We start from the raw sequence: 25876 nt of genomic DNA on the forward strand, positions 1-25876 counted from the left end.
ATTATTAAAAAAACTTAAGCATCCATGCTAAAAAAACAGCTTTTTTATTGTGTAGCCAAATAACTACACTTATATTAATAGTCAAATAGCTACATATTAATGCTCACTAGCCTAAAATGAAACTTAGACGCGACCCCTTCCAGGCAATTGCCGACCCTACCCGCAGGGCAATACTGCTATTGCTAGCTGCCCAGACCATGACGGCTGGAGCAATCGCAGAAAACTTTGAAGCCGCACGGCCTACCATATCAAAGCATCTTCAGGTACTTCAGGAGTGTGAATTGATTGACTCTAACCAAAAAGGCCGGGAGGTTTTATATGAAATAAAAGTGGATAAAATGAAGGAAATCGACCAATGGCTAGAACAGTTCAGAAAAATCTGGGAAAGCCGATTTAACCAATTGGATAATCTTATTGCTAAACTCAACCATAAAAAACCATGAAAACAAAACTTGCCTTTGACTTCCTTGTGGACAAGGAAGCCAACACCATGTCCATCAAAAAAGAATTTGCTGCCAACCGACAGCTGGTCTGGGATTGCTTTACCAAGAGCGAGCTATTAGACCAGTGGTTTGCGCCTGAGCCGTATACCGCCCAAACCAAGCATATGAACTTCACTGAAGGAGGCTATTGGCTTTTTGCCATGATCAGCCCAGAAGGAGAACAGCACTGGAGCCGTCTTGACTTCCAGCACATTCAGCCCACTGACCACTATACGGCTGTGGATGTATTCTGTGATGAAAATGGTAAACCGAATCCCGATCTTCCCCAAGGTAACTGGAAAACCAGCTTTGCCAATTCGGCAGATACCACCACGGTAGACATTCTGATCAGTTACGGTTCCCTGGAAGATCTGGAAGCTATTGTCAAGATGGGTATGCAGGAAGGGCTGACACAGACACTGGAACAGTTGGAAGTACTACTTTCTACACTTTCCCAATAGTCTAATAAGACTGGCTCAGTTTTTTTTCTGTTAACCGCTTTACTTCTCACGGCCAACTCCGATAGTGATCGGAGCAGGCTGTGAGATTATGTTAGCATTACGAAAGCCATTATCCCTCACCAATATTGAGAAACTCAGTTAGATTTTATACTTTAAGAATCTGTTATATGACTATCCATAACTTTGCACGTACCACCGGAAAAGTGAATGTTCACAAGAAGTCCTTTATTGGCCTTTGGCCCCGGTCGACCGGGATTGGGACAGTTGATGGGGGCATAAGAAAATGAGTTAGCTTGCGAAGTGGACGAGCAAGGTCTACTCATTTTCAGCCCATGGCAACTGGCACAAAATCAAATTGAGCTAAAAGAATCACAATGTGAAAGGAAAATTCGCACAATTTGAAGAGTGCTCCACGGCCAAGATTTTCCGTCCTGTTCATCAATGGAAATGCGTAGCATTCATGAAGACCTATTGTTAAGTTCCAAATAATTTTTCCTAATTGGCTTGACCCTTAATACAATATTCAAATAACAATTTTGACGATGCGGTTATTCATTACTACTGAAAGCGGGGCGGCCGACATAGCAGCGGGGCGGCGGCTGGTTTGTGGATTGAAGCATTGCTATGTCTTGATTTTTTCGTTCTTTTTTATCAATAAAAAAGGACAAATAGTTTGCAAACTTATTACATGAAAATGCTTCTTTTCACGTTTCCAAAAAAACAAGAAAACAATATAAATGCTCAATCTGTACTAACATATATAAATTCAGCATATACAGTAAATCATATTGAACCATTTACTTTAAAGACTCTTATAATGAAAAAGGGAATTATTTCTTTACTTTTCTTCTTGGCCATTGGGCAACTAATTGCGCAACAATCTTATCCTAAACTTCAAATCATACATCTGGAAGACAAGCTTCTCCATGGCAGAATAGACGATCAATATGATATCACCATTTACCTGACCTTCCACTCATTTTCCAATTACCATGCAGCCGCTTATTCAGTGAGTGGCTGGTACTATTATGACCATATCAAAACAAAAATCCCACTGGTGGGCTTACGTGAATATAATCAACTTACTTTGTATAATTTTAGTGACACCGCAAAAGCATATGAAATGCTTGATTTCACCACTATGAAAACAAACCACTTGGAAGACATGAAACACTATAAGAATCTCGAAGGATACGTAGAAAAATTTGTTCTTACTGATTCGGCCTCTGTCTGGTCAAATACCAATAAATCGATGGGCATGACACTCTACAATAGTGATTTTAATATCAAACGAACCTCTCAATTATTACTACTTGGAAAAAATGAAGCATTTGACCTCACCAATATTGCTCCCAGAAACTGGAACTTCCAATTAATGGCCCAGCATGATAAAAGATTCATCCTATCCTTCCGATACCCTTCCAGCTATAATGTCATGGGAATGTGTGGTGCGGCCGAGGAAACCGGATTGCTGTATCTTGAATTAAAGGAAGACCACTCTCTGTCCAATTTTAAAAATTATCTTATCGAAAGCTGTACCCACCATCACCTACCCAAAGAACCAAAGCAGCTCAAGGAGCACGTATGGGAATATACCTATCATAATGAGAAAAATCACTTGAAAAGCTATCAAGTAAATCTACAAAAGGCGACCATCACTCCTACTGCCCATTAGTCTTCCCTTCCGAATGGACCCTCACCCAAAACACCGACCTGCCAAAAGTGGGCAGGCCCAAGTATCCCCTGACCTCCAAATGATCCTCATCCTCCTTAAACCTCGCAAGACAGTGATACGTCTTGCCACTTTCCGGATCGTACAGATTTCCTTCATCCCACTCTCCATCACCATACTGCAGCCCCTCGATAATATTGATCCCCAAAATAGGCCGATCCCTTAGTGCAGGATCTTCATTTTCAACATCCAGGGGAGTAGAAGCCCCCTCTTGTACGGACTTTAGCCAAATGATTTCTCCAGCATAACCTGCTTTTACTTTGGTGATCTTCACTTTGGCTCTTTGATCAGTAGTAAACCATTCTCCCACGATTTTATCCCCTTGGGCAAAGGCGACCCTAATCACTATAAACTGGGTTAAAAAACCAAATACCAGTACTTTGCAAAGTCCTTTCATAGACAACAAATCAATAGCGTCCTAAATAAAAAATGAGAGGTTCTATTTTTTGCCCAAAAAAGTTATTTTGGGTTTGCACCAAAAAACACGAACCTCTCATGTGTAATATTACATTGTTTTCACAGATTATTAAAAAGATAGACCGATCAATTTTCAAGAAATTGGTCAAGGAAAAGCAAACCGATAAGGGCTGCAAGGGATTTGACAGCTGGACGCATCTTGTCTCGATGTTGTTCTGCCATTTTGCCAAGAGCACCTCGGTAAGGGACATTTCCAACGGACTCCGGTCTGCTACCGGGAACCTTAACCATCTTGGTATTGCCAAAGCCCCCTCCAAATCAAGTATCAGCTATCAGAACAAACGAAGGGATTCGGACCTGTTCAGGGACCTTTACTATTCCCTACTGGGAAGTTTAGGACAGCAGGCAGCTGTCAAGAGGTCCAAACTCAGGATCAAGGTCCCCGTTTACCTGCTCGATGCCACGGTGATCAGCCTTTGTCTTTCGGTGTTTGACTGGGCTACTTTCCGTACCAAAAAGGGAGCTGTAAAGATGCACACCCTGCTGGAATATGACGGGAAACTCCCTGTTTACGTGAACATTACCGAGGGGAGTGTCGGGGATAATAAAGGAGCTTACGACATTCCCTTGGAAAAGGGCTCGGTGATCGTCGCCGACCGGTATTACAATGACTTCCCCATGCTCAACGTCTGGGACAGCAAAGGGGTGTTCTTCGTGATCAGGCACAAGGGAAACCTTGCCTTCAGCACCCTCGAAGAACGGGAGCTGCCCGAAACAACCGCCCAACATGTGCTCAAAGACGAAGAAATCGAACTGACCAACCCACAATCCAAAACCAAGTATAAGGGAAGGCTCAGAAGAGTGGCCGTGTGGGATGAGGAAAACCGGCAGACCATTGAACTGATCACCAACAACTTTGCCTGGGCGGCCCAGACCATTGGGGACCTCTACAAATCAAGATGGGAGATTGAGGTGTTTTTTCGGGACATCAAGCAGCTATTGCATATCAAAACCTTTATCGGAACCTCTAAAAATGCAGTAATGATCCAGATATGGACGGCTTTGATCACCATCCTGCTGATCAAAGTCATGAAGGCAACAGCTAAATTCGGCTGGCACCTGTCCAATCTGGTGGCCTTTATCCGGCTCAATATATTCGTGAAAATCGAACTGCAAAAATGGCTTGATAGCCCATTTACGGAACCCGAAAAACCACCCCTGAAAATAGTACAGGGGGATCTGTTTGCTCAAACTCCTTAATATGTCCCCAATTTGCTTTCAAATACAGACTAAAGGGTAAATCAAAAATTATTTAGGACAGCATTGACAACAAATATATAAATTTAGTTTTGTTCCTCTTTTAAAAGGAACTCCAAACATTGTTTTGTAGTTTTGCACTTTAAAATCGAATGAGCAAATGAAAAATTCCGAGATAAAATTCACCATTAACTTAGACGAAAAGAATCTTCCAAAAACCATCACTTGGGACGCTACCGACAAAGAAAGCGAAGGAGCAGAAGAAACCAAAAGCATCAGCCTTAATGTTTGGGACAATCTCAACCACAACACCTTGAGGATTGATCTCTGGACAGATGATATGTCTGTAGTGGAAATGAAGCGGTTTTATATCGATATTTTGGGAGGAATGGGACAGACCATTCTCAATAGTACCGGCGATGAATACATGTCCGAAGAGATCAAGGACCTTTGTGATCGCTTGGTAAATCATGTCAATGAGGAAAACAATAAAGCGAAGTAATTTTCCCATAAGGCCATCCCTTTCTCATACACATTTAAAGGCAGCAGAATCATATTCTGACTGCCTTTTCTTGTTTTATTCAAAACAACATCTTCCTTCACCCCTAAAATTATCCCATATATACCCACAATAATTAAATTTTTACCTTATATTAACTAGACGATTAGACTTCTAATTGGCTAAAAGCAATTAGCGAAACAAACCCGATAATAACATGAAGAAAGCATTATCTAAATGGATATCTTTGCAAGTGCTTTTATTTTTTGCACTCTTCCAAATTGGAGGCGGCATGGTACTGGCCCAGGAAACGACCTCGATCACCGGAACTGTCAAAGACGCGCTCACACAAGAAAGCCTTATCGGCGTAAACATACTGGTCAAAGGAAAAGTAGTCGGCACCGTGACGGATTTGGACGGTAACTTCTCCCTCACCGTTCAACAAGCTCCTCCCCTCACCTTGGTGGTTTCTATGGTCGGCTTTATGACTAAGGAAATCCAGATCACCTCTCCCGTCAAAACCGACCTGGACATCACATTGGAGGAACAAACCCTTCTAGGACAAGAAGTGGTGGTCTCTGCTTCCAGAGTGGAAGAAAGCATCCTCACTTCTCCCGTTTCCATCGAGCAAATGGACATCCTCAGCATCAAGGAAACAGCCAGTGACAGTTATTATAAAGCCATCGCAAACCTCAAGGGCGTGGACGTCACTTCTTCCTCCATCAATTTCCAAATCCTCAATGCACGCGGTTTTAACTCCACCGGTAATACCCGTTTTGTGCAGCTTATCGACGGAATGGATACACAGGCACCCGCGCTAAACTTCCCTATCAGTAACCTGAACGGCCCTTCCGAACTGGATGTCGAAACCGTGGAATTTATACCAGGCGCATCTTCTGCACTCTATGGCCCCAACGCCTTCAACGGCATCTTGCTGGTAAACAGCAAAAACCCGTTTGATTACCAGGGCCTCAGCGCTTATTACAAACAAGGAATAAATCACATCAATGGGCGTGAAGGAGAACCCCAAAGCGCCCAGCCAATGTACGAGGGAGCCATCCGTTATGCCAAAGCCTTCAATAACAAATGGGCTTTTAAGCTCAATGCTTCCATTATGCGTGCCGAAGATTGGTATGGTACGGACATGAGCGACCTTAACGCCAGAAGCCAGGGTGACTTGCCTTTTAACCCTGGAGCCAATCGAGTGCATATTTTTGGTGATGAAGTGGCCAATAATATCGGTTTACTCCGTAATGTCGGTACCATTCAGCAGCAAGCAGCCAACCTCGGTATTGATGGTTACTTGCCCAGCATTCCCGACCAAATCGTTTCCAGAACGGGCTATGAAGAACCTTACTTGGTAGATTATGGTGCCGCAGCATATAAATTTAACGGTGCCCTCCACTACAGGATCAATGACTTACTGGAGCTTTCCTATACCTTAAATTACGGGTCAGGAACCTCTGTTTACACAGGAGCCCAGCGCTATTCATTATCTGATTTTGAAATCTCACAGCATAAGCTGGAATTGACTGGTGACAATTTTTTTGTCCGGGGATACACCACCCGTGAAAACTCAGGTGGTTCATTTATCGCCGACCTTACGGGAGTGCGCATTAACGACACCTGGAAAAACAATTCCTCTTGGTTTGGTGAATATACCCTTGCTTACATGGGCGCTCTGGCCCAGCAAGGTGTAGCTCCTGGCACACAGGGCACGACAGAGCAGCAAGCTGCCGCCCACCAAGCAGCACGTAATGTGGCCGATCAAGGCCGAATGATGCCCGGATCTGCAGAATTTAACAATACCTCCGAACAGATTAAGTCGGACTTCATTCCGGAAGGTTCCCTTTTCAATGACCGCTCCAGGATGTACATGGCCGAGGGACAGTATAATTTCAAAAATGAAATTGATTTTATGGACCTCCAGGCAGGAGCAAGTTACCGTCTCTATGAATTGCGCTCAAACGGCACCATCTTCGCCGATGTAGCAGGCAATGACATCACCATTTCGGAATACGGCGCATTTGCCCAAGGGGCAAAAAAAGTCTTGGATGACAAATTAAAACTAATGGCTTCCGTTCGGTATGACAAGAATGAAAACTTCAAAGGCCAGGTAAACCCTCGTTTTGCCGCCGTATTTTCACAAGGAAACAGCAACATCCGGTTTTCTTACCAAACAGGGTTCAGGATGCCCACCACACAAGGACAGCACATCGATCTTAACGTGGTATCGGCAAGACTCCTGGGAGGATTGCCCTACTATAGGGAAAAATATCAAATCTTCGAAAACGCCTTTTCCCTTGCTTCCGTAAACAACTATATAGCCAAAGTAGGTGAAGGACTTAGTCCAGTAGATCCTGAAGCAACAGGAGAACTTGTTCCTGTCGATGACCTTCCTGCACTCAAACCTGAGCAGGTCAAATCCTTCGAGATAGGTTATAAAGGATTACTGGCAGACAATAGGCTCTTGATTGATTTTGCATATTACTATAATATCTACAATGATTTCATCACACAAACGGCCGTCAGAAAAGCACCGGGGCCAGTTTATCCCACCCCCGCAAACAGCGACCAGGCGGCCATCAATGCTGTGAACGCGCCCGCCCTGCTGACTCCCGTAACCACCCCAGGTCAAGAAAACACCTTTCAAACCTACACCAACTTGGTCAGCAGCAGCGTCAAAGCCAATGGTGCTGCCATTGGAATCACGTATAACCTCCCCAAAAACTACACCTTCAGTGGCAACTATAATTACAACAAACTACTGACGGATATTGAAGAGGGGTTTCTTTCTGATTTCAATACTCCTGAACATAAATTTAACCTGATGTTTTCCAACAGGAAGCTCACTGAAAAATTAGGGTTCAATGTCACCTACCGCTACCAAACCGCCTTTCGTTGGGAATCATCCTTTGCCGCTGGCAATGTACCCCAGGTAGGCACACTGGATGCACAGGTAAGCTACAAAGTAAAAGACTGGAAGTCCATCATCAAACTGGGCGGATCCAACGTCTTCAACAAGCGTTATTTCCTCAATTATGGTGGCCCGACCATTGGCGCAATCTACTATGTAAGCATCACCTTTGACGAACTCCTAAACTAAACCCAAATGGCCATGAAATTGCTAAATCAATCGACCTATATCTTACTTGCAGGACTTTTGCTGGGAGCATGTCAATATGAGTTCCCCGAATCACCGGTGGATGAGCCGGATGCCGGCAATGCTGATTTTTCCAAATACATTGCTGTAGGGAATTCCCTTACCGCTGGTCTGATGGACGGAGCATTATATGATAGGGCACAGCAGAATTCCTTTGCGGTGATTTTGGCCGGACAGCTGAAAGCTACCGGAGGCGGGGACTTTAATGTACCGGATATCGATTCTGAAAATGGATTTTTCACCATGGGTCCCAATGGGCCTTTGGGACGGCTTATTTTGACGACCAATTCTACCACCGGAGCCACAGCTCCGGCGCCAATTGGTCCGGGAGATCTTCCCGCCCCCTATACCGGTGACAAGAGTACCTTGAATAATTTCGGGGTGCCAAGCATCACCCTTGGGCAAGCACTTACCCCATTGGCCGGTGGCCCTGCGAGCACCCAAAATCCTGCATATTCTCCACTTTATGCTCGATTTGCCAGCAATCCTGGCCAATCCACCGTTATCGGTGACGCTGCGGCAGCTTTGGCCAATGGAGGTACTTTCTTTAGCTTTTGGCTAGGAGCAAACGATGTCTTGGGATATGCCATAAGCGGTGCTTCCAATCCGGACATTCTTACTACTGATGAGGACTTCCAGACAAGATTCACGGCAGCACTGGGCACCATGCTCCAAGCCAACACTTCGGCCAATGGTGTGGTCATGAACATTCCTTCTTTTGATAATTTACCGTATTTTAACCTTGTCCCCTATAATGCCATTCCTCTGACACAAACAGAAGCAGATCAGGTAAACCAAGGATATGCCCTTTACAATGGTGGACTGCAGCAAGCAGTGCTGGGTGGTCTGATCACGGAGGAAGAGCGGCAGTACAGAACTATCGCCTTTTCTGCGGGGGCCAATGCCTTTGTCATGGAAGACGAAAGCCTGACCGACCTTAGCATGCTCGGATTACCCTCTATCCGTCAAAGTACGGCAGAGGACAAAACTACCCTGCCCCTGTCCCAAGCGCTGGGATCACCCTCCAATGAAAACCCAAATGGCCAAAGGGGGGTTACCTTCGCGGTGGAAGACGAATTTGTACTGATTCCCGACGAACAAACGGAGATAAATGGAAAAATCACCACCTTCAATGAGCTGATCACAGCCGCTGTAAATGCACATCCCGAACGTTTGATTTTAGTGGATGCAGCCGCATTCATCGATCAGGTAGCTGCCGGCAATATCAATGCCGGGGGAGTTACGCTAAATGCCAGCATCATCCCTCCCAACGGTGGATTTTCGGTAGATGGTGTCCATCCAAACGGCCGAGCACACGCCTTTCTGACCAACTTGGTCATCGACGCCATTAATACCAAATGGGGAGCCAATATCCTAAAAGTAAATCCCAATGCCTATATAGGAAATGACCTTCCAAGGTAAGCGGACTAAAGCATATGGGGGATCAAGCAAAAAAGCTGGGGGGATTAGGGTTGGTTTCGATAGCACGCAGATGATGCAGATTAATAAGATTTACGCTGATTTTTTATAATAAACGCAATTTAAAATACCGTCATGCGAGGAAGTATAGCCTGTCCCGAGCTATCGGGAACGTGGCAATCCCGTATTAAGAAAACGAGATTGCTTCACTCCGTTGCTCTGCATTCGCAATGACGGATTTATACTGATTTCATAATCTACACATTACTATTGCTAAATCAAAGAGAAATATGCTTACCAAAACCACCTGGAAATCTCTCATCTTCCAGAAATATTGCTTGGTCCTCAAAATGTGCTAAAAAGGAGGCAAGCGAAAAAGTTGAGGGCATGAATCCCTTTATTTTAAAAGGATTTCTTTTTTGTTTTTTTGCCACAAAGATTCTAAGACCCAAAGCTGTTTGTTTCCCATGAAATTTGGAATCCGCCTACAAAACACTTCGTGTCTTGGCGACTTCGTGGCGACATACCAAATGAATGGAAACTTTTCGGCTTGATCCATAACCATGCCTGACACAAAAAAAAGCCTCGTAACATAGTAACGAGGCTTTTCCATTCACTTTAACCACTAACAACCATAAAACAAAAATTCATCATGCTATAAGCAATCAGAAATGATGAAAACATCACTTTGTCAGTAGTCCGTACGGGAATCGAACCCGTGTTTCATCCGTGAAAGGGATGCGTCCTAACCCCTAGACGAACGGACCATAAAGCAAAAAGGCAAGTCTAAAATGGTAGTCCGTACGGGAATCGAACCCGTGTTTCATCCGTGAAAGGGATGCGTCCTAACCCCTAGACGAACGGACCATTTTGTTTTTATTTCCTTGCCTTTCTGTAAGGTGATGCAAATATAGAGGGTTAATTTTACAATACAAAACCCAACAAAAAAATATTCTACCCTTAGCCCCAACCCCCTGTGTATTAGTTAAAAAAATTAAACTAGCCTCTTCCCTATCTAAAAATCTTTTGTCAATGTAACTCCTTCAGCTGAAAATCACCTTCACTAAGCACCTCCTTATCTTCATATACAAGCTTCCACCCCAACGAGTTCGTGAGGACGTAAAAGCGTGCAAGCTCAGCGATCAGCCGTCGATTGGCATTTTCTTTTAGATCAGATCCATCCACCTTCCTGCGAATGGAGGCGTTTACACGAGACTTGATGGTGTTGATATCATCTGCATCAAAGGGGTTCAAATAATCTCCTTCTGCATCGTAGTATTTAAAATCAGGAAAGACTTTTATTTCAGGCGCTGGAATTTCCTTGATGTAGAGGGTTTGATTGGCTTCATCAATATCAAATTTCACTTTCGAAAGGTCATAGGCTATCTGCACGTCGGCATTGACCACCACCAAAGCCTTCTTTTGGGTAATCCAGAGATTGCCAAACATCCCCTCGGACTGCTTATAATTATACACCTGTGAAAAATGGCCCTCCGTCACGATTAGTTTGCTGACATTCTCCACCTCCTGCTGGATCAAGCTTGAGCTTTCTTCAAGGGTGTTTTTTTGCTCTATGCCCCCTGCAATCCAACGATAAGCACCTATCGCCAACAGTCCGATCAAAACTCCAAACAAAAACTTCCGCATAGTTGATTTCCTTGTTGTTTATTTAAGGGAAAGATACCCATTTTCTTTTATTTGTATAACATCCTGCAAAGGTGAATAGGGACCAATCATCGTGTACGACATCGATCGCACATTTATAAAGTAATCTTCTAATCATTAAGTGCGGAGCTATATCAATAATGCAATTATTAACCGAAAAAACTCACCAACCGCTGCCCGGAGAAGTTGGTGAGCCATATAAAATCGGAAAGGGTTCACCTATCCATCAGCCCTTACTTCCTCTTAATCTCTGTCGAACTGATGTCTTCATGAAAAAGCTCCTCTGCCTCGGTATCTTCATACTTTTTGATGGCTTCCAGCAACTTGACTTTCATCTCTTCTTGTACTTTTTGGTAGTGCTCTTCACCATACACATTATGCATCTCTTTTGGATCTTCCTCCAGGTCGAAAAGCTCCCAGGATACCACTTGATTATAAAAACGGATGAGCTTATACCGATCGGTTTTTATCCCGAAATGAGGCGATACATTATGCTCTCCCACTTCATAATAATGATAGTACAGCACTTCCCTCCCTTGTTTTTCCTCACCGGTCAGCACAGGAAGCATGGATTCACCCTGAATACCCTCGGGGATCTCCACATTCGCGGCATCCAGCATCGTCGGAGCAATGTCCAAATTCATCACCATCGCATCTGATTTGGTTCCCGGCTGGATCACACCGGGATACTTCATCATCATAGGTGTACTAAACGATTCTTCGTACATAAAGCGCTTGTCAAACCAACCATGCTCACCCAAGTAGAACCCTTGGTCAGAAGTATAGATCACGATAGTATTTTCATCCAGTCCATGTGCCTCTAAGTAATCCAGCGTACGGCCGATATTGCGGTCCATGGATTCGGCTGTAGCCAGGTAATCACGCATATACTGCTGGTATTTCCACTCCACCAGATCCTTACCCGAGAGATTGAGCGAATCCAGTTCTCGATGGATCGGTTTATAATGGGCATCAAATTTCGCTCTTTGTTCCGGGGTCAGACGGCTGACGTTACCATCTTTGGTATCCTCAGCATACATTTTAAGGTCATACCCTAGGATCATGGTTTTGTCCACGGTCATATCCTGCTCCATGGCTGCCTGGCGTCCCTCATAATCATCATAGAAATTATCCGGCAATGGAAAAGTGACTTCGTCGTATTTGTCCAAATCCTGTAAATCTGGCATCCAGGTACGGTGGGTTGCCTTATGGCCTATGACCAGGCAAAACGGCTTATCATCCTCACGCCGATCCAACCAGTTTTCGGCAGCATCTTCCACCAAATCACTGACATACCCCGTTCTATTTACCCGACCACTATCCTTTACAATAAAATCAGGATTATAATAATATCCCTGTCCAGGAAGGATCTCGTAATGATCAAAACCCTGCGGATCTTTCCCCAGATGGTATTTACCTATCCAGGCGGTTTGATAGCCTGCGGCTTGCAAATGCTTCACAAACTGATCCTGATCACTTTCAAATTTGCTGTCAGAATTCCTTCTAAAACCGTTCTTGTGGCTGTACTTTCCTGTCAACAACACCGCACGACTAGGGCCACATATCGAATTGGTCACATAAGCATTAGTAAGCAAGACCCCTTCGTCCGCAATACGGTCAATATTTGGAGTTTGGGCAATAGTACTTCCGTATGCACTGACCGCTTGGCGTGTGTGGTCATCCGAAACAATGATCACAATATTTGGTGGCTTTTGCTCTTTTGGCTTGGTACAGGAAACCATCACTAATGCCATTGCTCCCCATAGTATAAGTTTATGCATATTATTTGTTATTTGGTTACTGTGTTATTTTGGGACTATTTTATCGCAGAAACAGCACCTCAAAGCTACCTGCCAAGTTTGGAAGGTCCACTGAATACAGTTTACTTCCTACCATTTACTTCCCACTAATTCCATAGCCCTTCCCCAGATCATTATCCCTTACCTCTGCCAACTTCTCCTTTAGCCGCTCCTGAAACATCTTCACTTGATCAGCATATTGCGGATTGGCCGCCAAGTTGTTAAACTGCCGGGGATCATTGGCCATATCAAACAGCTCTAAACCACCTGCTCCATCTTCCTCGTATTGGATAAAAGCCCAGTTATCATTTCTCAACAAAAACATGTGCTTACCCCTGAACTGAGATACCGAAAACGCCATATCCCTCACTTTGTAACTAGGATCATCTAAGGTCTTGGCCAAGCTTTTTCCCTGGATTGCACCGGGCAATTCCAATCCGGCCAATTCAGCCACCGTCGGGTACAGATCGATTAATTCCGCAAAGGAACGACACACCGCAGGTGCTTTCCCAGGAACTTTGATGATCAATGGTACCCTGGCCGACTCTTCGTGAAGACTCACTTTCATCCAAAACTCATGTTCACCCAAGTGAAATCCATGATCAGAGGTAAATATCACAATCGTATTGTCTTCCAAGCCCTCTTCTTTGAGGGTTTTTAGTACTTTTCCTACTTGGGCATCCATATAGGCCACCGAGGCATAATAGCCGGAGATGGCTTTTTTCTCTTGGTCTTCTGACATCTCGGCATTGACCGTGGTGACGTAGTTGATACCATTGTCGGGTATGTCGTCCCAATCTCCAACTACCTTTGGCGGCAAGATCATTTCTCTATAGGGATATGCTTTAAAATAGTTCTTTGGCGCCACAAAAGGGACATGTGGACGGACAAAGCCTACCGCCAAAAAGAAAGGACCTTCTTTATGTACCCGGAGCAATTCGGAAGCCTTTTCGGCGGTTTTCCCATCAGCATGTACCAAATCGTCTCCGGATGCCTTAACGATGGTCATGACATTGCCCCCCTTTCGCTCCAGTTTATTGTAGGGATTGTTTTGCACCAGTTCTGCCGCTCCTTCTGCCTTCCACTCTGGCCCCGGGCTGTTGAATCGCTCTTGCCAGGAGGCAGCGTCGTCAGCACCATTTGATCCCTTTTCGATATCTCCGGGGACACCCATGTGATAAATTTTACTCACCCGAGCGGTGTAGTAACCATTATTTTTAAAAAGCTGTGACCAAGTGACCTTGTCGGGGCCTATATTTTCCCTGCCACTGGTATAGCCAAAAGTTTCTGTGGCATGAGGATAATATCCAGACATGAAAGATGCCCGTGAAGGACCACAAACGGGAAATTGACAATATGCTCGCTCATAGCGTGTCCCTTCCGCTGCCAGCTGGTCTATATTCGGGGTGATTTTCAAAGGATTGCCGTAACAGGACACGGCATTGGCCGTCAGGTCATCGGCTATGATAAACAATACGTTAGGCTTTTCCCCTTGTTGGGCCACAGCCTTACCACCAATGATCAAAAATACCAAGCAAAACAATCGTTTCAATATCATATTTATTCTTTTCCCCAATGCTTTAATCCAAAATTAAGGCAAATGCCTAAAACAAATCTAACAAAATAAATTGTGACTTTTATATATTTTTACAGTAACATACAGATAGTATATCTATTTTTTTTTAAAACTTCTTCCGGCAATTTTAAGTAAACCTTTCTTAACGCCACTTACTTTTTAATGATCTGAATAATCCCTAAATTCTCAAAAAAACAGATCATCAACGCTAAAAAACACTTTTAAAGTTATGGCAAAAAAAATTTTAATGATCGCTGGGGACTATGTGGAAGATTATGAAATCATGGTACCTTTTCAGGCAATGCTTTCTGTAGGACTGGAGGTGGACGTAGTAGCTCCTGGCCGTAAAAACGGAGACACCATCCCCACTGCTATCCACGATTTTGTAGGAGACCAAACCTACAAGGAATTGACTGGGCATCAATTTGCAATTAATGCAGACATCGATGCCATAAATTTAGATGATTACGATGGATTGTACGTCCCTGGAGGAAGGGCACCTGAGTACCTTAGGCTAGAGCAAAAAATACTGGATATCGTAAAGCACTTCTTTGACGCTGACAAGCCGGTGGCCGCTATCTGCCATGGTATCCAAATCCTGACCGTAGCGCGCGTGTTGGAAGGCAGGACACTTACCGCTTATGTGGCAGTGGGTCCCGATATCGAGCTGGTCGGTGGTACATGGAAAAATATTCCTGCCGACCAAGCCATTGTGGACGGCAACTTGGTCACTTCTCCTGCTTGGCCTGGTCACCCGGCAATTTTGGCGGAGTTCTATAAGTTACTGGGCATGTCAATTAGCCATTGATGAAAATGTCAGCCATTCGATAAAACCTTGGGACTACTAAGTTTTTTCCCAAGGTTTTATGGCTCTTTTTAAACTATTCTTTCATCTGTGAGTTGAACGGATAAAGATCATTGAAGTGAAAATTCTACTTACAGGTGCTACCGGCTACATAGGTAAACGACTACTTCCATCCCTCGTTAGAATGGGACATGAAGTGGTCTGTTGTGTGAGGGACAAGAACCGCTTTGAGCCACCTCCCTCCATTCGCAAGAATATTCAAGTAGTAGAAGTGGATTTTTTGGAAGAGAAGACCCTGTCCAATGTTCCCAAAGATATCAATGCCGCCTATTATTTGATCCATTCCATGTCCAGTGCAGATGATTTTGCTGAACTGGAAAGAAAATCTGCTCAAAATTTTCGCAAAAGTCTTGAAGAAAGCCATGTTGAGCAGGTAATTTATCTCGGGGGTATCGTCAATAACGAGGTACTGTCCAAGCACTTGGTCAGCAGAAAAGCCGTAGAGAATGAGCTGGGCACAGGAAATTACCATTTTACTGCCCTGCGTGCAGGCATTATCATTGGATCAGGCAGTGCCTCATTTGAGATTATCAGGGATTTGGTAGAAAAACTACCAATAATGATTGCACCTCGCTGGCTCAAGACCCGCTGTCAGCCCATTGCAATTCGCGATGTCATCAGCTTCCTCAGCCAATCACTATTGGAGCCGAAAGCTTTTGACAATGCTTTTGATATTGGAGGCCCGGATATCCTTTCGTACAGACAAATGCTGCTTGGTTATGCCAAAAACCGTGGCCTGAGCAGAAGAATCTGGACGGTACCGGTGATGACACCCCGTCTCTCCTCCTACTGGCTGTTTTTTGTGACCAGCACTTCCTACAAGCTTGCTGTCGCATTAGTGGACAGTATGAAAATAGAAGTAGTCTGTCACCCCAATAACTTGGCCCAAAACCTTGGTATCCAACCGATGAATTATCAGGAAGCCCTCAACGCGGCATTCACCAAAATAGAATCCAATGAGGTCATTTCCAGCTGGAAAGACTCGCTGATCAGTGGACGCTTTGAGAACAATCTTTCAGAATACATACAGATTCCTACCCATGGGTGTTTTGTGGACAAAAGAAGCGTTCCCATCAGCGATGAGCGCAAAACCCTTGATCGAATTTTTGCCATCGGTGGCAATACCGGCTGGTATTATGGCAACTGGCTGTGGCAGCTTCGAGGCTTTATGGACAAGATAGTTGGCGGCGTGGGACTTCGCCGGGGCCGCACACATCCCAGCACCATTAATTCGGGCGATACGGTGGACTTTTGGCGTGTACTCTATGCCAGAAAAGATGAAAAACGACTTTTGCTTTATGCCGAAATGAAAGTCCCTGGGGACGCGTGGCTGGAATTCAAAATCGAAGACAACCACCTCATCCAAACGGCCACCTTCAGACCCAAGGGACTTTGGGGAAGAGGCTATTGGTATGCCGTCTATCCCTTCCATGGTCCGATATTCGGAGGGATGGTCAAGAAGTTGGCAGGCTAGTCTGATGGTTTACATTCACCGGCTTTATCTGATCAAAAGTGGGATCAAAACCGATTATTCCAATTTAACGCGTCATATCGTAAAACCTAAATCACACCATCTTGACTAACCAAATTGGAGATGATTACTCCTCTACTTTCTTATCAAAAAACTTATCCCTTTCGAATGTTTCGATATGACGGTGTTTTTTGCTATCGTAGATATCGGTCAGTGTAATCATGATTCCTGTCTCTTCCACCGCGCCAAATTCATTATTCATCGCCGTTCCAAAGGTCTTCATGGTAGGGGAAAGATTCATATAAGTATTGATCAGTGGTGGGATATTTTCTCCCAGAGCGCGTACTCTAGTGTTCAGTTCCTTATAGCCCTCCTTATAATCCAGTCCATCAAAAAACCCCTTAAACTTGGACACATCTGTTTTGTAAGGAAGTGGACTTAATGGCTCCACTAGATGCTCATTATCCGGGAAATAATAATTCATAAAATAAAGCAGCAAGTCACGCGCTTCCGCATTGAAATGTGGATACATGGTCACCTTACCAAAGAGGTATTTTACCTCAGGATGTAGCGCCACCACTGCTCCCAGACCGTCCCAGAGATTGTCCAAGGAAAATATTCCTTTGCGATTGTCCTTTCTTGGCTGGTATTTTGGCTGCACAAATGACCGCCCCAGCTCAATGGTATACGGCAAGTAATCAGACTTAAACTTCTCGGTAAACTTAAACAAATGCGCTGTAGAGAGGTTTACCTCACCATGGTCGTTCTGGCCGGCCTTGTTGCAGTCGATGAGTCTGTATCCTGCGATGATTTCTTCCTCAAGGGGATTCCAGGCGATAAGCTGTTCGTAACAATTTTCGCAAGTATCATTTTCATCGATGTCAAGCGGAAGGCCAGTCCCCCCCCCAGCACCTCTGAAAGTAACTTCTCGCAGCCTTCCTATTTCCCGCATAATATGGGGGGAATTGTGGTGATTGACCAGGTAAACCTGATTATCTCCATTATTGGTATGGCGCAGGAAACGCTCTGGTGTCAACTCTTTTTTTAAAAGTTCCCTATCTACAGGTGCTATTATCTCTTGCATAAAAACGGTTAACTTTCTGAGGCAATGGAATAAACGACTTTCTTTACGTCCTCTGCCCAGTCTTTTTCACTTTTTGTATCATCAAAATACTGGTAAGAAATTGGTTTTCCTACATGTATAGTTACTTTTTTGTTCTTTTGGCCAAACATCTCATCTGCCAAATACATCATTTCAACATTTGCCTTAATACCGATTTTCTTACGGAATTTGGCCAAATTATAAAAAAAAGAAGAGTTTCTGCCATCTATGTAGACAGGCACTATATCTTTTTTATACTTTTTGGCCTTGGTGATAAAGCTTTTCTTCCATTCAAGGTCACTGATGCCTCCCTGTTGTTTTCTGGAAACCAAACCAGCCGGAAAGACCAATACAGCATTATCCCCTGCATAGGTCTCTTCGATCAATCGTGCAGCCCCTCGCCCATGACTGCCATGTTTGTTTACAGCCACAAACAAAGGGTCAAAGTTCTTGATATTGGTCAAAATATCATTGACCAAAAACCGTATATCCTGACGGTATTTACCGATGGCATGCATAAAGGCGATCCCATCAAACCCACCCAGTGGATGGTTTGAGGCAAATATCACCGGTTCGGTCAGGGGAATGTTTTCTGCTCCTCTTAGGTCGATTTCAACTCCAAAATCCGCTATAAGTGCATGAACGAAATCCATCCCATGCAAATGACCATAATCAGCCATCAACCGGTTTACATCGTCTTCATGGGTGATTTTTCGGATGTAGTTCAGCACAAAGCCCGGAATCCACTTCAGCAATGTGGGATTTTTGTCCCGGATGACCTCTTTGATTTCAATAAATTTCTTTTTCGACTCCTCCAATGACCAATCTTTTTTATCCAAGTGTCAAGCCTCCTTCAGCACTCACACAATTAATGTTTTGATAAACAGGACAATGCTGTCTGCAGGATGTTTTTGGCTATCACCTTCAAACCTTTAATACCAGCTTGAATGCTTAAAAATACAAAAAATTTACAAAGCAACACTTAAAAAACTGTCACGTTTATGACCAAATGCCTATTGGATCGTCACCGCCTCTGATAAAACAGGCCCAACCATATAATATCCCAAAACTGGCGTATCTCCTTCTACCAATTCAAAATTACTGGGCGGATTCTGGGGAGGTGGAGTGAAGAGTCCCCCATCATTATACATCAATTCCACCAGGCCTTCCAAATAGTCATAGGCCCCTTCATTTAACCGATATAGTCCAATTCGCACTTCATCCCCCTCATCAAACGGTATGGTCTCTATTTCAAAGCCGTCCTCCAGAGCTGCCGTACCAAAAGTCTCATCAAACAACAAATAATCGCTTCTGGAAACCAAGAGAGTATCATTTCTCACTACTCTTACCCGGTAGTAATTGTCCTCCTCAAAAGGGATTTTGCCGTGAAGTGTAATGTAATATCCTTCTGGTCTTAATAACCTTTTCTCTTTGTACCGATAGCTCAAGCTATCCAATTCCGGAGCCTCTAACAACACCCCGGATGATCGGTAATGATTTCCGTTCATCTTTACATGTAGGGTGTAATGCTGCCCTTCAAATCCCCGCTCATTATAAACAGGAAGGTATGATTTGGTCTGCTGGGAATATTCAAAATTAAACCGTTTGCCACGCTCTTCATGGATAATGTACACTTCAGCATCAGTCACAGGACGATAAGTTGATGAATCGTAATACGATTGACTCATGGAAACCCTTACTTGATTCAGGTTACTATTGGTTGTCCATATTCCCTCCACTACGGGAAAGTCCACTGTATCTCTCAACTCCAAATGAACTTCCTCCTGACAGGAAAACAACAGGATCAATAATCCCAAAATTAAATTTTTCTGCATCATCTTAAAATTCAAAATTATAGGAAACTGACGGTAAAAAGGTGAACAAATAGGTCATCACCACACCCGGTCTTCTGGAGTAGACCATCCCATCAGAAGAAGAATCATAATGGACATCGTTATTGACGATATCCTTGAACTGATAGGAATAAGGGTTCTTTCTTCCATACACGTTATATATGCTAAAATTCCAACTCCCTTTCCACCTTTTACCCTTGTCCTTATTCTTCCAAGTAACCGCCAAATCCATCCGGTGATAATCCGGAAACCTGTCCTCATTGCGTAATGGACTATATAATGGCATCTGCTGGTTGTCTATTGCATAGGTTCCCACAGGAAAACTTACCGCTTGTCCTGTGGAGTACACAAAGGTCATGTTTGCTGTCAGGCGCTCACTGAATTCATGCTGCAGGACCAGAGAAACATCATGCGGACGATCATAGCGCGGATTATAGGCTTTGCCCTCACTGATGCCTGCTATTTTTCGGAAGGTTCTCGAATAGGTATATCCCAACCACCCTGTGGTCTTGCCCGCATTTTTCTTCAGCAAAAGCTCTCCGCCATAGGACCATCCCCTTCCATCCAGCACTTCTGTCTCCAAGTGATCTGTAAACAGTACATCAGCTCCTTGCTTGACGTCTATGATTCGATCATATTCCTTATAATACCCTTCCATGGACAATTCCCAATCTCCCCCTGATAAGGTTTGGTAAAGCCCTGCTGAATACTGGTCAGATTTGATCGGATGGATGTATTCACTGGCAAGTGCCCATCGGTCTATCGGTAAGCCGGCCGAACTATTGGAAGCTACCTGTAAATACTGGAAATTTCTGTTATAAGCACTTTTGAAGGATAGATTGTCGCTAATCTTAAATCGCAAGGCAATTCGGGGTTCTTTACCTTGATAGAATTTCATGGGGCGCAGTTTATCATAATATACCGTATCGGTAATTTCACCACTTTCACTTTTGGGACCATTATCATAGATATACTTTGCTCCATTGCCAATCTGGGCGTACAAGCTCCATCTCAGCCCTCCTTCCAGTTTTAACCTTGGTGAAATATCAAGTTCTCCAGAAACGAAAAAATCCTGCTGTAGTCCATTACCGGAATTAGTGGTAATGGGCGAAACCTGGCTTCCCGGGGATGTACTCATGTCCACAGGTGAAAAATGATAATACCTGCTGTGTGCTCCCGCTTCAATAACAGCTTTGTCACTGGGTATTAGGGTAAATAACCATCGCAGTCCCCCTTCAGAAATCAGGCTACTCCAGCTGAAGCCATTGTCTTCATCCATTATTTCGATCAAATAATCGTATTGGGAATAATACCCATTGACATCCAGAAAAGTTTTCTTGTTGAATGTTTTGCTCCACTGAGCGGCATTGATCCAGTTTTTCCAACCAAACCCAAACATATCTCCCGCTTGGAGGTAATCACGGCCATAATAACTTGAGATGGTAATCTTATCCTTTACCGATGGTCTAAACGTCATTTTCCCGCCCAAGTCGTAAAAAAATAAGCGGTTACTATTGATTCCTTCATCATTGGAAAGTTTGAGAAAAAGATCGGCATATGTCCTTCTACCCGTGACCACGAAGGATGATTTTTCCGAAAACAGTGGCCCGTCTACGGTGATCTTGGAACTGATATTCCCGATTCCCCCTACCCCATGAATCCTGTCCGTGCGTCCTTCTTTCATGGAAATGTCCACTACAGATGACAGCCTGCCTCCGTAAGTAGCAGGAATATTCCCCTTGTAAAGATCCACTTCATCCAAGGCATCTGGATTAAAGACGGAGAAAAACCCAAAGAAATGGGATGGATTATAAACAGGCGCACCATCAAGCTGAATCAGGTTTTGGTCGGAACTGCCACCACGTACAAACAGGCCCGTGGTCCCTTCACCGGCAGTCTGGATACCGGGAAGGAGCTGTAATCCCCTCAATACATCCACTTCGCCAAATAAGCTGGGGATAGACTTAAGGGTTTCTATCGGCACGATGTTTCTCCCCATATCCACACTTTGGGTAATATCCTCTTCATGGTTTCCTTCCACAACTACCTCTGCCAGTCCTTCTGCGGAAGCTTCCAGCCTAACAGACAACGTACCAATGGCGTTTTCCTTGGTAATGCGTATTTCCTTTCTCTTAAATCCAATAAAGGACACCACCAAGGTCTTGGGTAAAATGCTCAAAGGAAGTTCAAAAGAACCGTCCTCATCACTTATAACACCCTTATTTTCTGATGATTCCCAATAAACGGAAGCCCCGATCAATTTTTCACCGCTTTCCTGATCAGTGACCACGCCCTTTAACGTGTTTATTCTCTGGGCATTGACCTGTGTGGGACTTACCAGTATCGTCATTACCGTTATCCATAAGGATATAAGCTTTTTCATGTGTTTTGTATTGCTCCTTAATAAATGAGCCCCCATTAATTTTAAGTGAACATGATGAGCAATTTGCTTGCCTATTATTGATCGCTTTCATTAAGATAAATAAAATTATGGGAATTGCGTCTGATTTAACATTGGAGCCGCTCTTGATACTAGTCCCTAATTCTTTATGCCCACCTCTCCTACTTCCCTCCACAACCCCTCTGTCCCCTACAAGGGGAAGCTACAGCCCGCTGGAAATCATTATGCCTTGTCCGTATGGCAAGCTGTAAAATATTCTTGGTCTTAATTTCTCATGTCTCAAGTCTCACATCTCATTACTTGATACTAATTCCCTCCACAACCCCTCTTTCCCCTACAAGGGGAAGCTACAGCCCGCAGGAAATCCCGATGCCTTGTTCGTATGGCAAGCTGTAAAATATTCTTGGTCTTAATTTCTTATGTCTCAAGTCTCATATCTTGATACTTGATACTAACTTCCTCCACAACCCCTCTGTCCCCTACAAGGGGAAGCTGCAGCCCGCAGGAAATCCCTATGCCTTGCTCGTATGGCAAGCTGTAAAATATTCTTGGTCTTAATTTCTTATGTCTCAAGTCTCATATCTCAATACTTGATACTAATTCCCTCCACAACCCCTCTTTCCCCTACAAGGGGAAGCTACAGCCCGCTGGAAATCATTATGCCTTGTTCGTATGGCAAGCTGTAAAATATTCTTGGTCTTAATTTCTCATGTCTCAAGTCTCACATCTCAATACTCATATCTCATTACTTGCTACTTCATACAGCTTCAGCTAATTTTGGCCTTTAGTAAAGTGCACGATAATTTATCCGCTGTTCTTTCGTTTTGAATTAAAATTCCTAATTTCAAGGCATGATTTGGGCATATCCTGACTTAACATTAATTGGTATCTTGGCCGCCGTTTTTGGCGTGCTCTATTTTATTTACCTCATACGCTTCTGGCGCATCAATAAAAGGCTGAAGGTCAAAAAGCATCGGCTCCTGATGAAAATGGGCCTGCGAACCATTTACTTCATACTTTTCCTCGTGGCACTGGCTGGCCCATCAGTGGGCAATGCCACCAAGGAAATCAAACAAGAAGGTAAGGATTTGTTTATTGCCATCGACCTCTCACAGTCCATGAAAGCCACAGACATCAGTCCCTCGAGGCTTCAGCGCGTAAAATACGAGTTAAAAAACCTTATCAAAAACTTTAGCACTGACCGTATTGGCCTCATCATCTTTAGCTCCGAAGCCTTTATACAGTGTCCACTGACCTTTGACCAAAATGTCCTACAGCTCCATTTGGATGGGTTGAACACCAGTTTGGTACCAAACTCCGGGACGGACATCGCTGCCCCTTTGGCCTTGGCAATAAAGAAATTCCACACAGACGAAAACCAAGATCCCAAATCAAAATCCATCGTGCTGATCAGTGATGGAGAAAACTTCGGTGACAACCTGAACAACATCCTCGATCAACTTAAAGATGAAGGCATCAGGGTCTTTAGCCTTGGCGTAGGAACCGAAAAAGGCAGCACGATTCCCAGGGGAAATGGCGTGATCATGGACGAATCTTCCAATGCACCCGCTGTCAGCAAACTGAGCTCCAATACGCTAAAGAGAATTGCCAGCGAAACCAATGGCCAGTATTTTGAAATCAGTGATGAGAGCCAAGAGATTCCACAGCTGATTTCCTCTATCGAAAAACTTGAAGGTGCCGTAACAGGTTCCCGAACGGTAGAAGCCTCTGCCAACAAGTTTTTCTACTTCTTGCTGGCAGCTCTGGGCTTGGCCATACTTGATATGATCCTGCCCTTGAAAACCATTAGTATGTAACCTCTAAATGCCCGAAAAGGAAATATGAACAAAATACTCCTGGCGACACTACTGCTTATCCCCTCTTCGTGGTCCAAAATTTCGGAGAAAAATGCGGCCATCGATTTGGCAGCAGAAAAATATGCCAAAGCCGAATATGAGGAGTCGGTTCGCCAGCACCTTGCGCTGTTGAACGAGCATGACATCACCTCGTCTGAAGTTAATTTTGACCTGGCCCTAAGCTATCAGCTGAACGGGCAGGAAGAAGATGCCAAGAAAAAATACCTGGAACTTTCCGGTGCCCCCAAAGCCAATATTGCTTCCTCTGCTTCCAACCAAAATGGTGTGCTCCTGGGCAGGGAGAAAAAATACGAAGAAGCCCTTACAGCATTCAAAACGGCATTGATAAAAGATCCTACCAATGAAATCGCCCGGTACAATTATGAGCTCTTGGCACGATGGCTGGACAAAAACCAGGACCAACAAGAACAGGAAAACCAGGACGATAATAAGCAGGAGCCTTCTAACTACGCCAAGCGCATGAAAGCAGAAGCTGACAAACTGGTCGAGCAGTTTAAGTTTAAAGAGGCCCTTGACGTAATGAGTAAAGCGTTAGAGATCGATGAAACTGTTTCTCACTATCAGGAGTTTATAAAGAACCTAGGAGATATCAATGAAATCAATGAAAACTAAGCTATTAACCGTATTGATTCTTGGCGCAGCATTGGTGCTGATGAGTTTTTCTGCATCCGCTCAATCGCCGGATACATACTTTAACCAAGCAGCCAAAAATTATGTCAATGCTGATTATCCCGGTGTTGGGCAGACCTTGGCTGAAGGTCTGCAAAAATTCCCCGATGACCCAAAGCTCAATGCCCTAAAGGAAAAACTCAAAGACGAGCAGGAAAAGCAAAACCAAGAGCAAAAGGATCAGCAAGACCAGCAGCAACAAGATCAACAAAACCAAGACCAACAACAACAGGGAGACGAAAACCAACAGCAGGAAGATCAGGGGCAGCAGGAAAAAGAATCCAAAGACGGTCAGGGTGAAGAGCAAACAAAAGAAGATGGCGCCCAAGAATCCGATAAAATGGAGGAAAAAAGAGGCGAAAAGTCCAATCAGCAAAAACCATCTGATGAAAAGTCCAACATGGAAAGCGATCTGAGCGAACGCGAAAAGGCCATGGAAGAGCTCCGCCAAAAGCTGCAACAGATGAACATCTCTCCCGAGCAGGCAAAAAAAATCCTGGATGCCATGGACAATGCCGAAATGCGCTACATCCAGCAAACCAAAAAGAAAGCCAGCAAACGGCCAGATAAGAACTTGCCGGATTGGTGAGATAGTAGTGGGATATGAGTAGTGAGTATTGAGACTTGAGACAATTTGTCGGTAACTTCCCCGAAAGTATCGGGGCAGGCTATCGCGAACGCAGAGCACCGGAGTGAAGCAATCTCCTTCTCTGTAGACGAGATTACCTCGCTCCCGGTAGCCTCCGGAACAAGCTTTTCCTCACTGCTTGGCATCAGACAAGCCTGTTTGGCACCGGACAAGCCTGCTTGGCACCGGACAAGCCTGCTTGGAGCAGGCAATTCGTCATGCATGGTCACAGCTCTCGTTATAGCAAAAATGAGTGAAAATCCAGAGGGGTTTGAAAGGAATTGGTCCAAACTTTCATCTAAGGAAAGACCAATTATTACCATGTTTGACAATGAAAACCAATGATTAATCCAGTCAACACTAACCAGGGAAGTACATTATGACTGGAGTATTCAGTATTGAGCTGGTTGTACTGGGGCATATCCAACTAAGGCACCACTTTCGGGACAAAAAGCTAAAATGGTGGTATGAGATATATAATGGCACCAAAAACTTGCAGCCTTGCAACTTTCAAATATTTTAAACTCAACAACCCATAAA

The 25876-nt window shown here is 44.2% G+C and carries 20 protein-coding genes and 2 tRNA genes; 12 read left to right on the forward strand and 10 right to left on the reverse strand.

Features of this window, described 5'->3' with window-relative positions; translation table 11 throughout:
• Positions 1-116: 116 nt before the first annotated feature.
• The 3 genes from FKX85_RS17335 (at position 117) to FKX85_RS17345 (ending at position 2618) form a co-directional block, all read left to right on the forward strand.
• Positions 117-443: an ArsR/SmtB family transcription factor gene (locus tag FKX85_RS17335; RefSeq protein WP_141615931.1), complete on the forward strand. Its 327-nt coding sequence runs from the start codon at positions 117-119 to the stop codon at positions 441-443.
• Positions 440-943 (forward strand): SRPBCC family protein, encoded by a 504-nt coding sequence (locus tag FKX85_RS17340; protein WP_141615932.1) that lies wholly within the window; start codon positions 440-442, stop codon positions 941-943. The genes FKX85_RS17335 and FKX85_RS17340 overlap by 4 nt, the downstream gene beginning before the upstream one ends.
• Before the next feature lie 817 nt (positions 944-1760).
• Positions 1761-2618, forward strand: a complete 858-nt coding sequence (locus FKX85_RS17345) for a hypothetical protein (protein WP_141615933.1) — start codon at positions 1761-1763, stop codon at positions 2616-2618.
• Here FKX85_RS17345 and FKX85_RS17350 read toward each other — a convergent pair.
• Complete coding sequence (locus FKX85_RS17350; RefSeq protein ID WP_141615934.1) at positions 2605-3072, reverse strand: DUF2147 domain-containing protein; 468 nt, start codon at positions 3070-3072, stop codon at positions 2605-2607. The genes FKX85_RS17345 and FKX85_RS17350 overlap by 14 nt on opposite strands.
• Before the next feature lie 98 nt (positions 3073-3170).
• On the opposite strand from FKX85_RS17350, the gene FKX85_RS17355 reads away from it, so the two are divergent.
• The 4 genes from FKX85_RS17355 (at position 3171) to FKX85_RS17370 (ending at position 9433) form a co-directional block, all read left to right on the forward strand.
• Positions 3171-4352 (forward strand): IS4 family transposase, encoded by a 1182-nt coding sequence (locus tag FKX85_RS17355; protein WP_141613049.1) that lies wholly within the window; start codon positions 3171-3173, stop codon positions 4350-4352.
• A 157-nt stretch (positions 4353-4509) separates the two neighbouring features.
• Complete coding sequence (gene gldC, locus FKX85_RS17360; protein WP_141615935.1) at positions 4510-4851, forward strand: gliding motility protein GldC; 342 nt, start codon at positions 4510-4512, stop codon at positions 4849-4851.
• Positions 4852-5065: 214 nt separating this feature from the next.
• Entirely contained in the window at positions 5066-7954 is a 2889-nt protein-coding gene (locus tag FKX85_RS17365) for a TonB-dependent receptor (RefSeq protein WP_141615936.1), read from the forward strand.
• A gap of 12 nt (positions 7955-7966) precedes the next feature.
• Complete coding sequence (locus tag FKX85_RS17370; protein WP_141615937.1) at positions 7967-9433, forward strand: hypothetical protein; 1467 nt, start codon at positions 7967-7969, stop codon at positions 9431-9433.
• Positions 9434-10125: 692 nt separating this feature from the next.
• Here the strand turns inward: FKX85_RS17370 and FKX85_RS17375 are convergent.
• From FKX85_RS17375 to FKX85_RS17395, 5 genes are all read right to left on the reverse strand, one after another.
• A tRNA-Glu gene (locus FKX85_RS17375) sits at positions 10126-10197 on the reverse strand.
• A 25-nt stretch (positions 10198-10222) separates the two neighbouring features.
• Positions 10223-10297: transfer RNA gene (locus tag FKX85_RS17380), tRNA-Glu, on the reverse strand.
• A 162-nt stretch (positions 10298-10459) separates the two neighbouring features.
• Positions 10460-11077 carry a DUF4230 domain-containing protein gene (locus FKX85_RS17385; RefSeq protein WP_141615938.1) on the reverse strand — a complete coding sequence of 206 codons (618 nt, stop codon included), beginning with the start codon at positions 11075-11077 and terminating at the stop codon, positions 10460-10462.
• Positions 11078-11328: 251 nt separating this feature from the next.
• Positions 11329-12876, reverse strand: coding sequence for a sulfatase family protein (locus FKX85_RS17390; protein WP_141615939.1), 1548 nt, complete (start codon positions 12874-12876; stop codon positions 11329-11331).
• 115 nt (positions 12877-12991) lie between these two features.
• Entirely contained in the window at positions 12992-14452 is a 1461-nt protein-coding gene (locus FKX85_RS17395; protein WP_141615940.1) for a sulfatase, read from the reverse strand.
• A gap of 247 nt (positions 14453-14699) precedes the next feature.
• Here FKX85_RS17395 and FKX85_RS17400 point away from each other — a divergent pair, with 247 nt between their 5' ends.
• Together FKX85_RS17400 and FKX85_RS17405 are read left to right on the forward strand one after the other, a co-directional pair.
• On the forward strand, positions 14700-15278 hold the full coding sequence (locus FKX85_RS17400) for a DJ-1/PfpI family protein (RefSeq protein WP_141615941.1): 579 nt from the start codon (positions 14700-14702) through the stop codon (positions 15276-15278).
• Positions 15279-15393: 115 nt separating this feature from the next.
• Positions 15394-16809 carry an SDR family oxidoreductase gene (locus FKX85_RS17405; RefSeq protein ID WP_141615942.1) on the forward strand — a complete coding sequence of 472 codons (1416 nt, stop codon included), beginning with the start codon at positions 15394-15396 and terminating at the stop codon, positions 16807-16809.
• A gap of 124 nt (positions 16810-16933) precedes the next feature.
• On the opposite strand, the gene FKX85_RS17410 is transcribed toward FKX85_RS17405, so the two are convergent.
• The 4 genes from FKX85_RS17410 to FKX85_RS17425 all read right to left on the reverse strand — a co-directional run bounded on the left by FKX85_RS17410 (position 16934) and on the right by FKX85_RS17425 (position 22144).
• Positions 16934-17890: a GNAT family N-acetyltransferase gene (locus FKX85_RS17410; RefSeq protein WP_141615943.1), complete on the reverse strand. Its 957-nt coding sequence runs from the start codon at positions 17888-17890 to the stop codon at positions 16934-16936.
• Between the two features lie 8 nt (positions 17891-17898).
• Positions 17899-18747 (reverse strand): 1-acyl-sn-glycerol-3-phosphate acyltransferase, encoded by an 849-nt coding sequence (locus FKX85_RS17415; protein WP_141615944.1) that lies wholly within the window; start codon positions 18745-18747, stop codon positions 17899-17901.
• Between the two features lie 174 nt (positions 18748-18921).
• Positions 18922-19746 carry a DUF4249 family protein gene (locus FKX85_RS17420; protein ID WP_317130647.1) on the reverse strand — a complete coding sequence of 275 codons (825 nt, stop codon included), beginning with the start codon at positions 19744-19746 and terminating at the stop codon, positions 18922-18924.
• A gap of 1 nt (position 19747) precedes the next feature.
• Positions 19748-22144: a TonB-dependent receptor gene (locus tag FKX85_RS17425; protein ID WP_210416865.1), complete on the reverse strand. Its 2397-nt coding sequence runs from the start codon at positions 22142-22144 to the stop codon at positions 19748-19750.
• An 869-nt stretch (positions 22145-23013) separates the two neighbouring features.
• Here FKX85_RS17425 and FKX85_RS17430 point away from each other — a divergent pair.
• The 3 genes from FKX85_RS17430 to FKX85_RS21515 are packed head-to-tail and all read left to right on the forward strand — an operon-like array spanning position 23014 to position 25297.
• Complete coding sequence (locus tag FKX85_RS17430) at positions 23014-23979, forward strand: VWA domain-containing protein (RefSeq protein ID WP_141615945.1); 966 nt, start codon at positions 23014-23016, stop codon at positions 23977-23979.
• Positions 23980-24003: 24 nt separating this feature from the next.
• Positions 24004-24651, forward strand: coding sequence for a hypothetical protein (locus tag FKX85_RS17435; RefSeq protein ID WP_141615946.1), 648 nt, complete (start codon positions 24004-24006; stop codon positions 24649-24651).
• Complete coding sequence (locus FKX85_RS21515; protein WP_168196287.1) at positions 24641-25297, forward strand: hypothetical protein; 657 nt, start codon at positions 24641-24643, stop codon at positions 25295-25297. The genes FKX85_RS17435 and FKX85_RS21515 overlap by 11 nt, the downstream gene beginning before the upstream one ends.
• The last annotated feature ends 579 nt before the right edge of the window (positions 25298-25876 follow it).

This window comes from Echinicola soli, assembly GCF_006575665.1.
Lineage (GTDB): Bacteria > Bacteroidota > Bacteroidia > Cytophagales > Cyclobacteriaceae > Echinicola > Echinicola soli.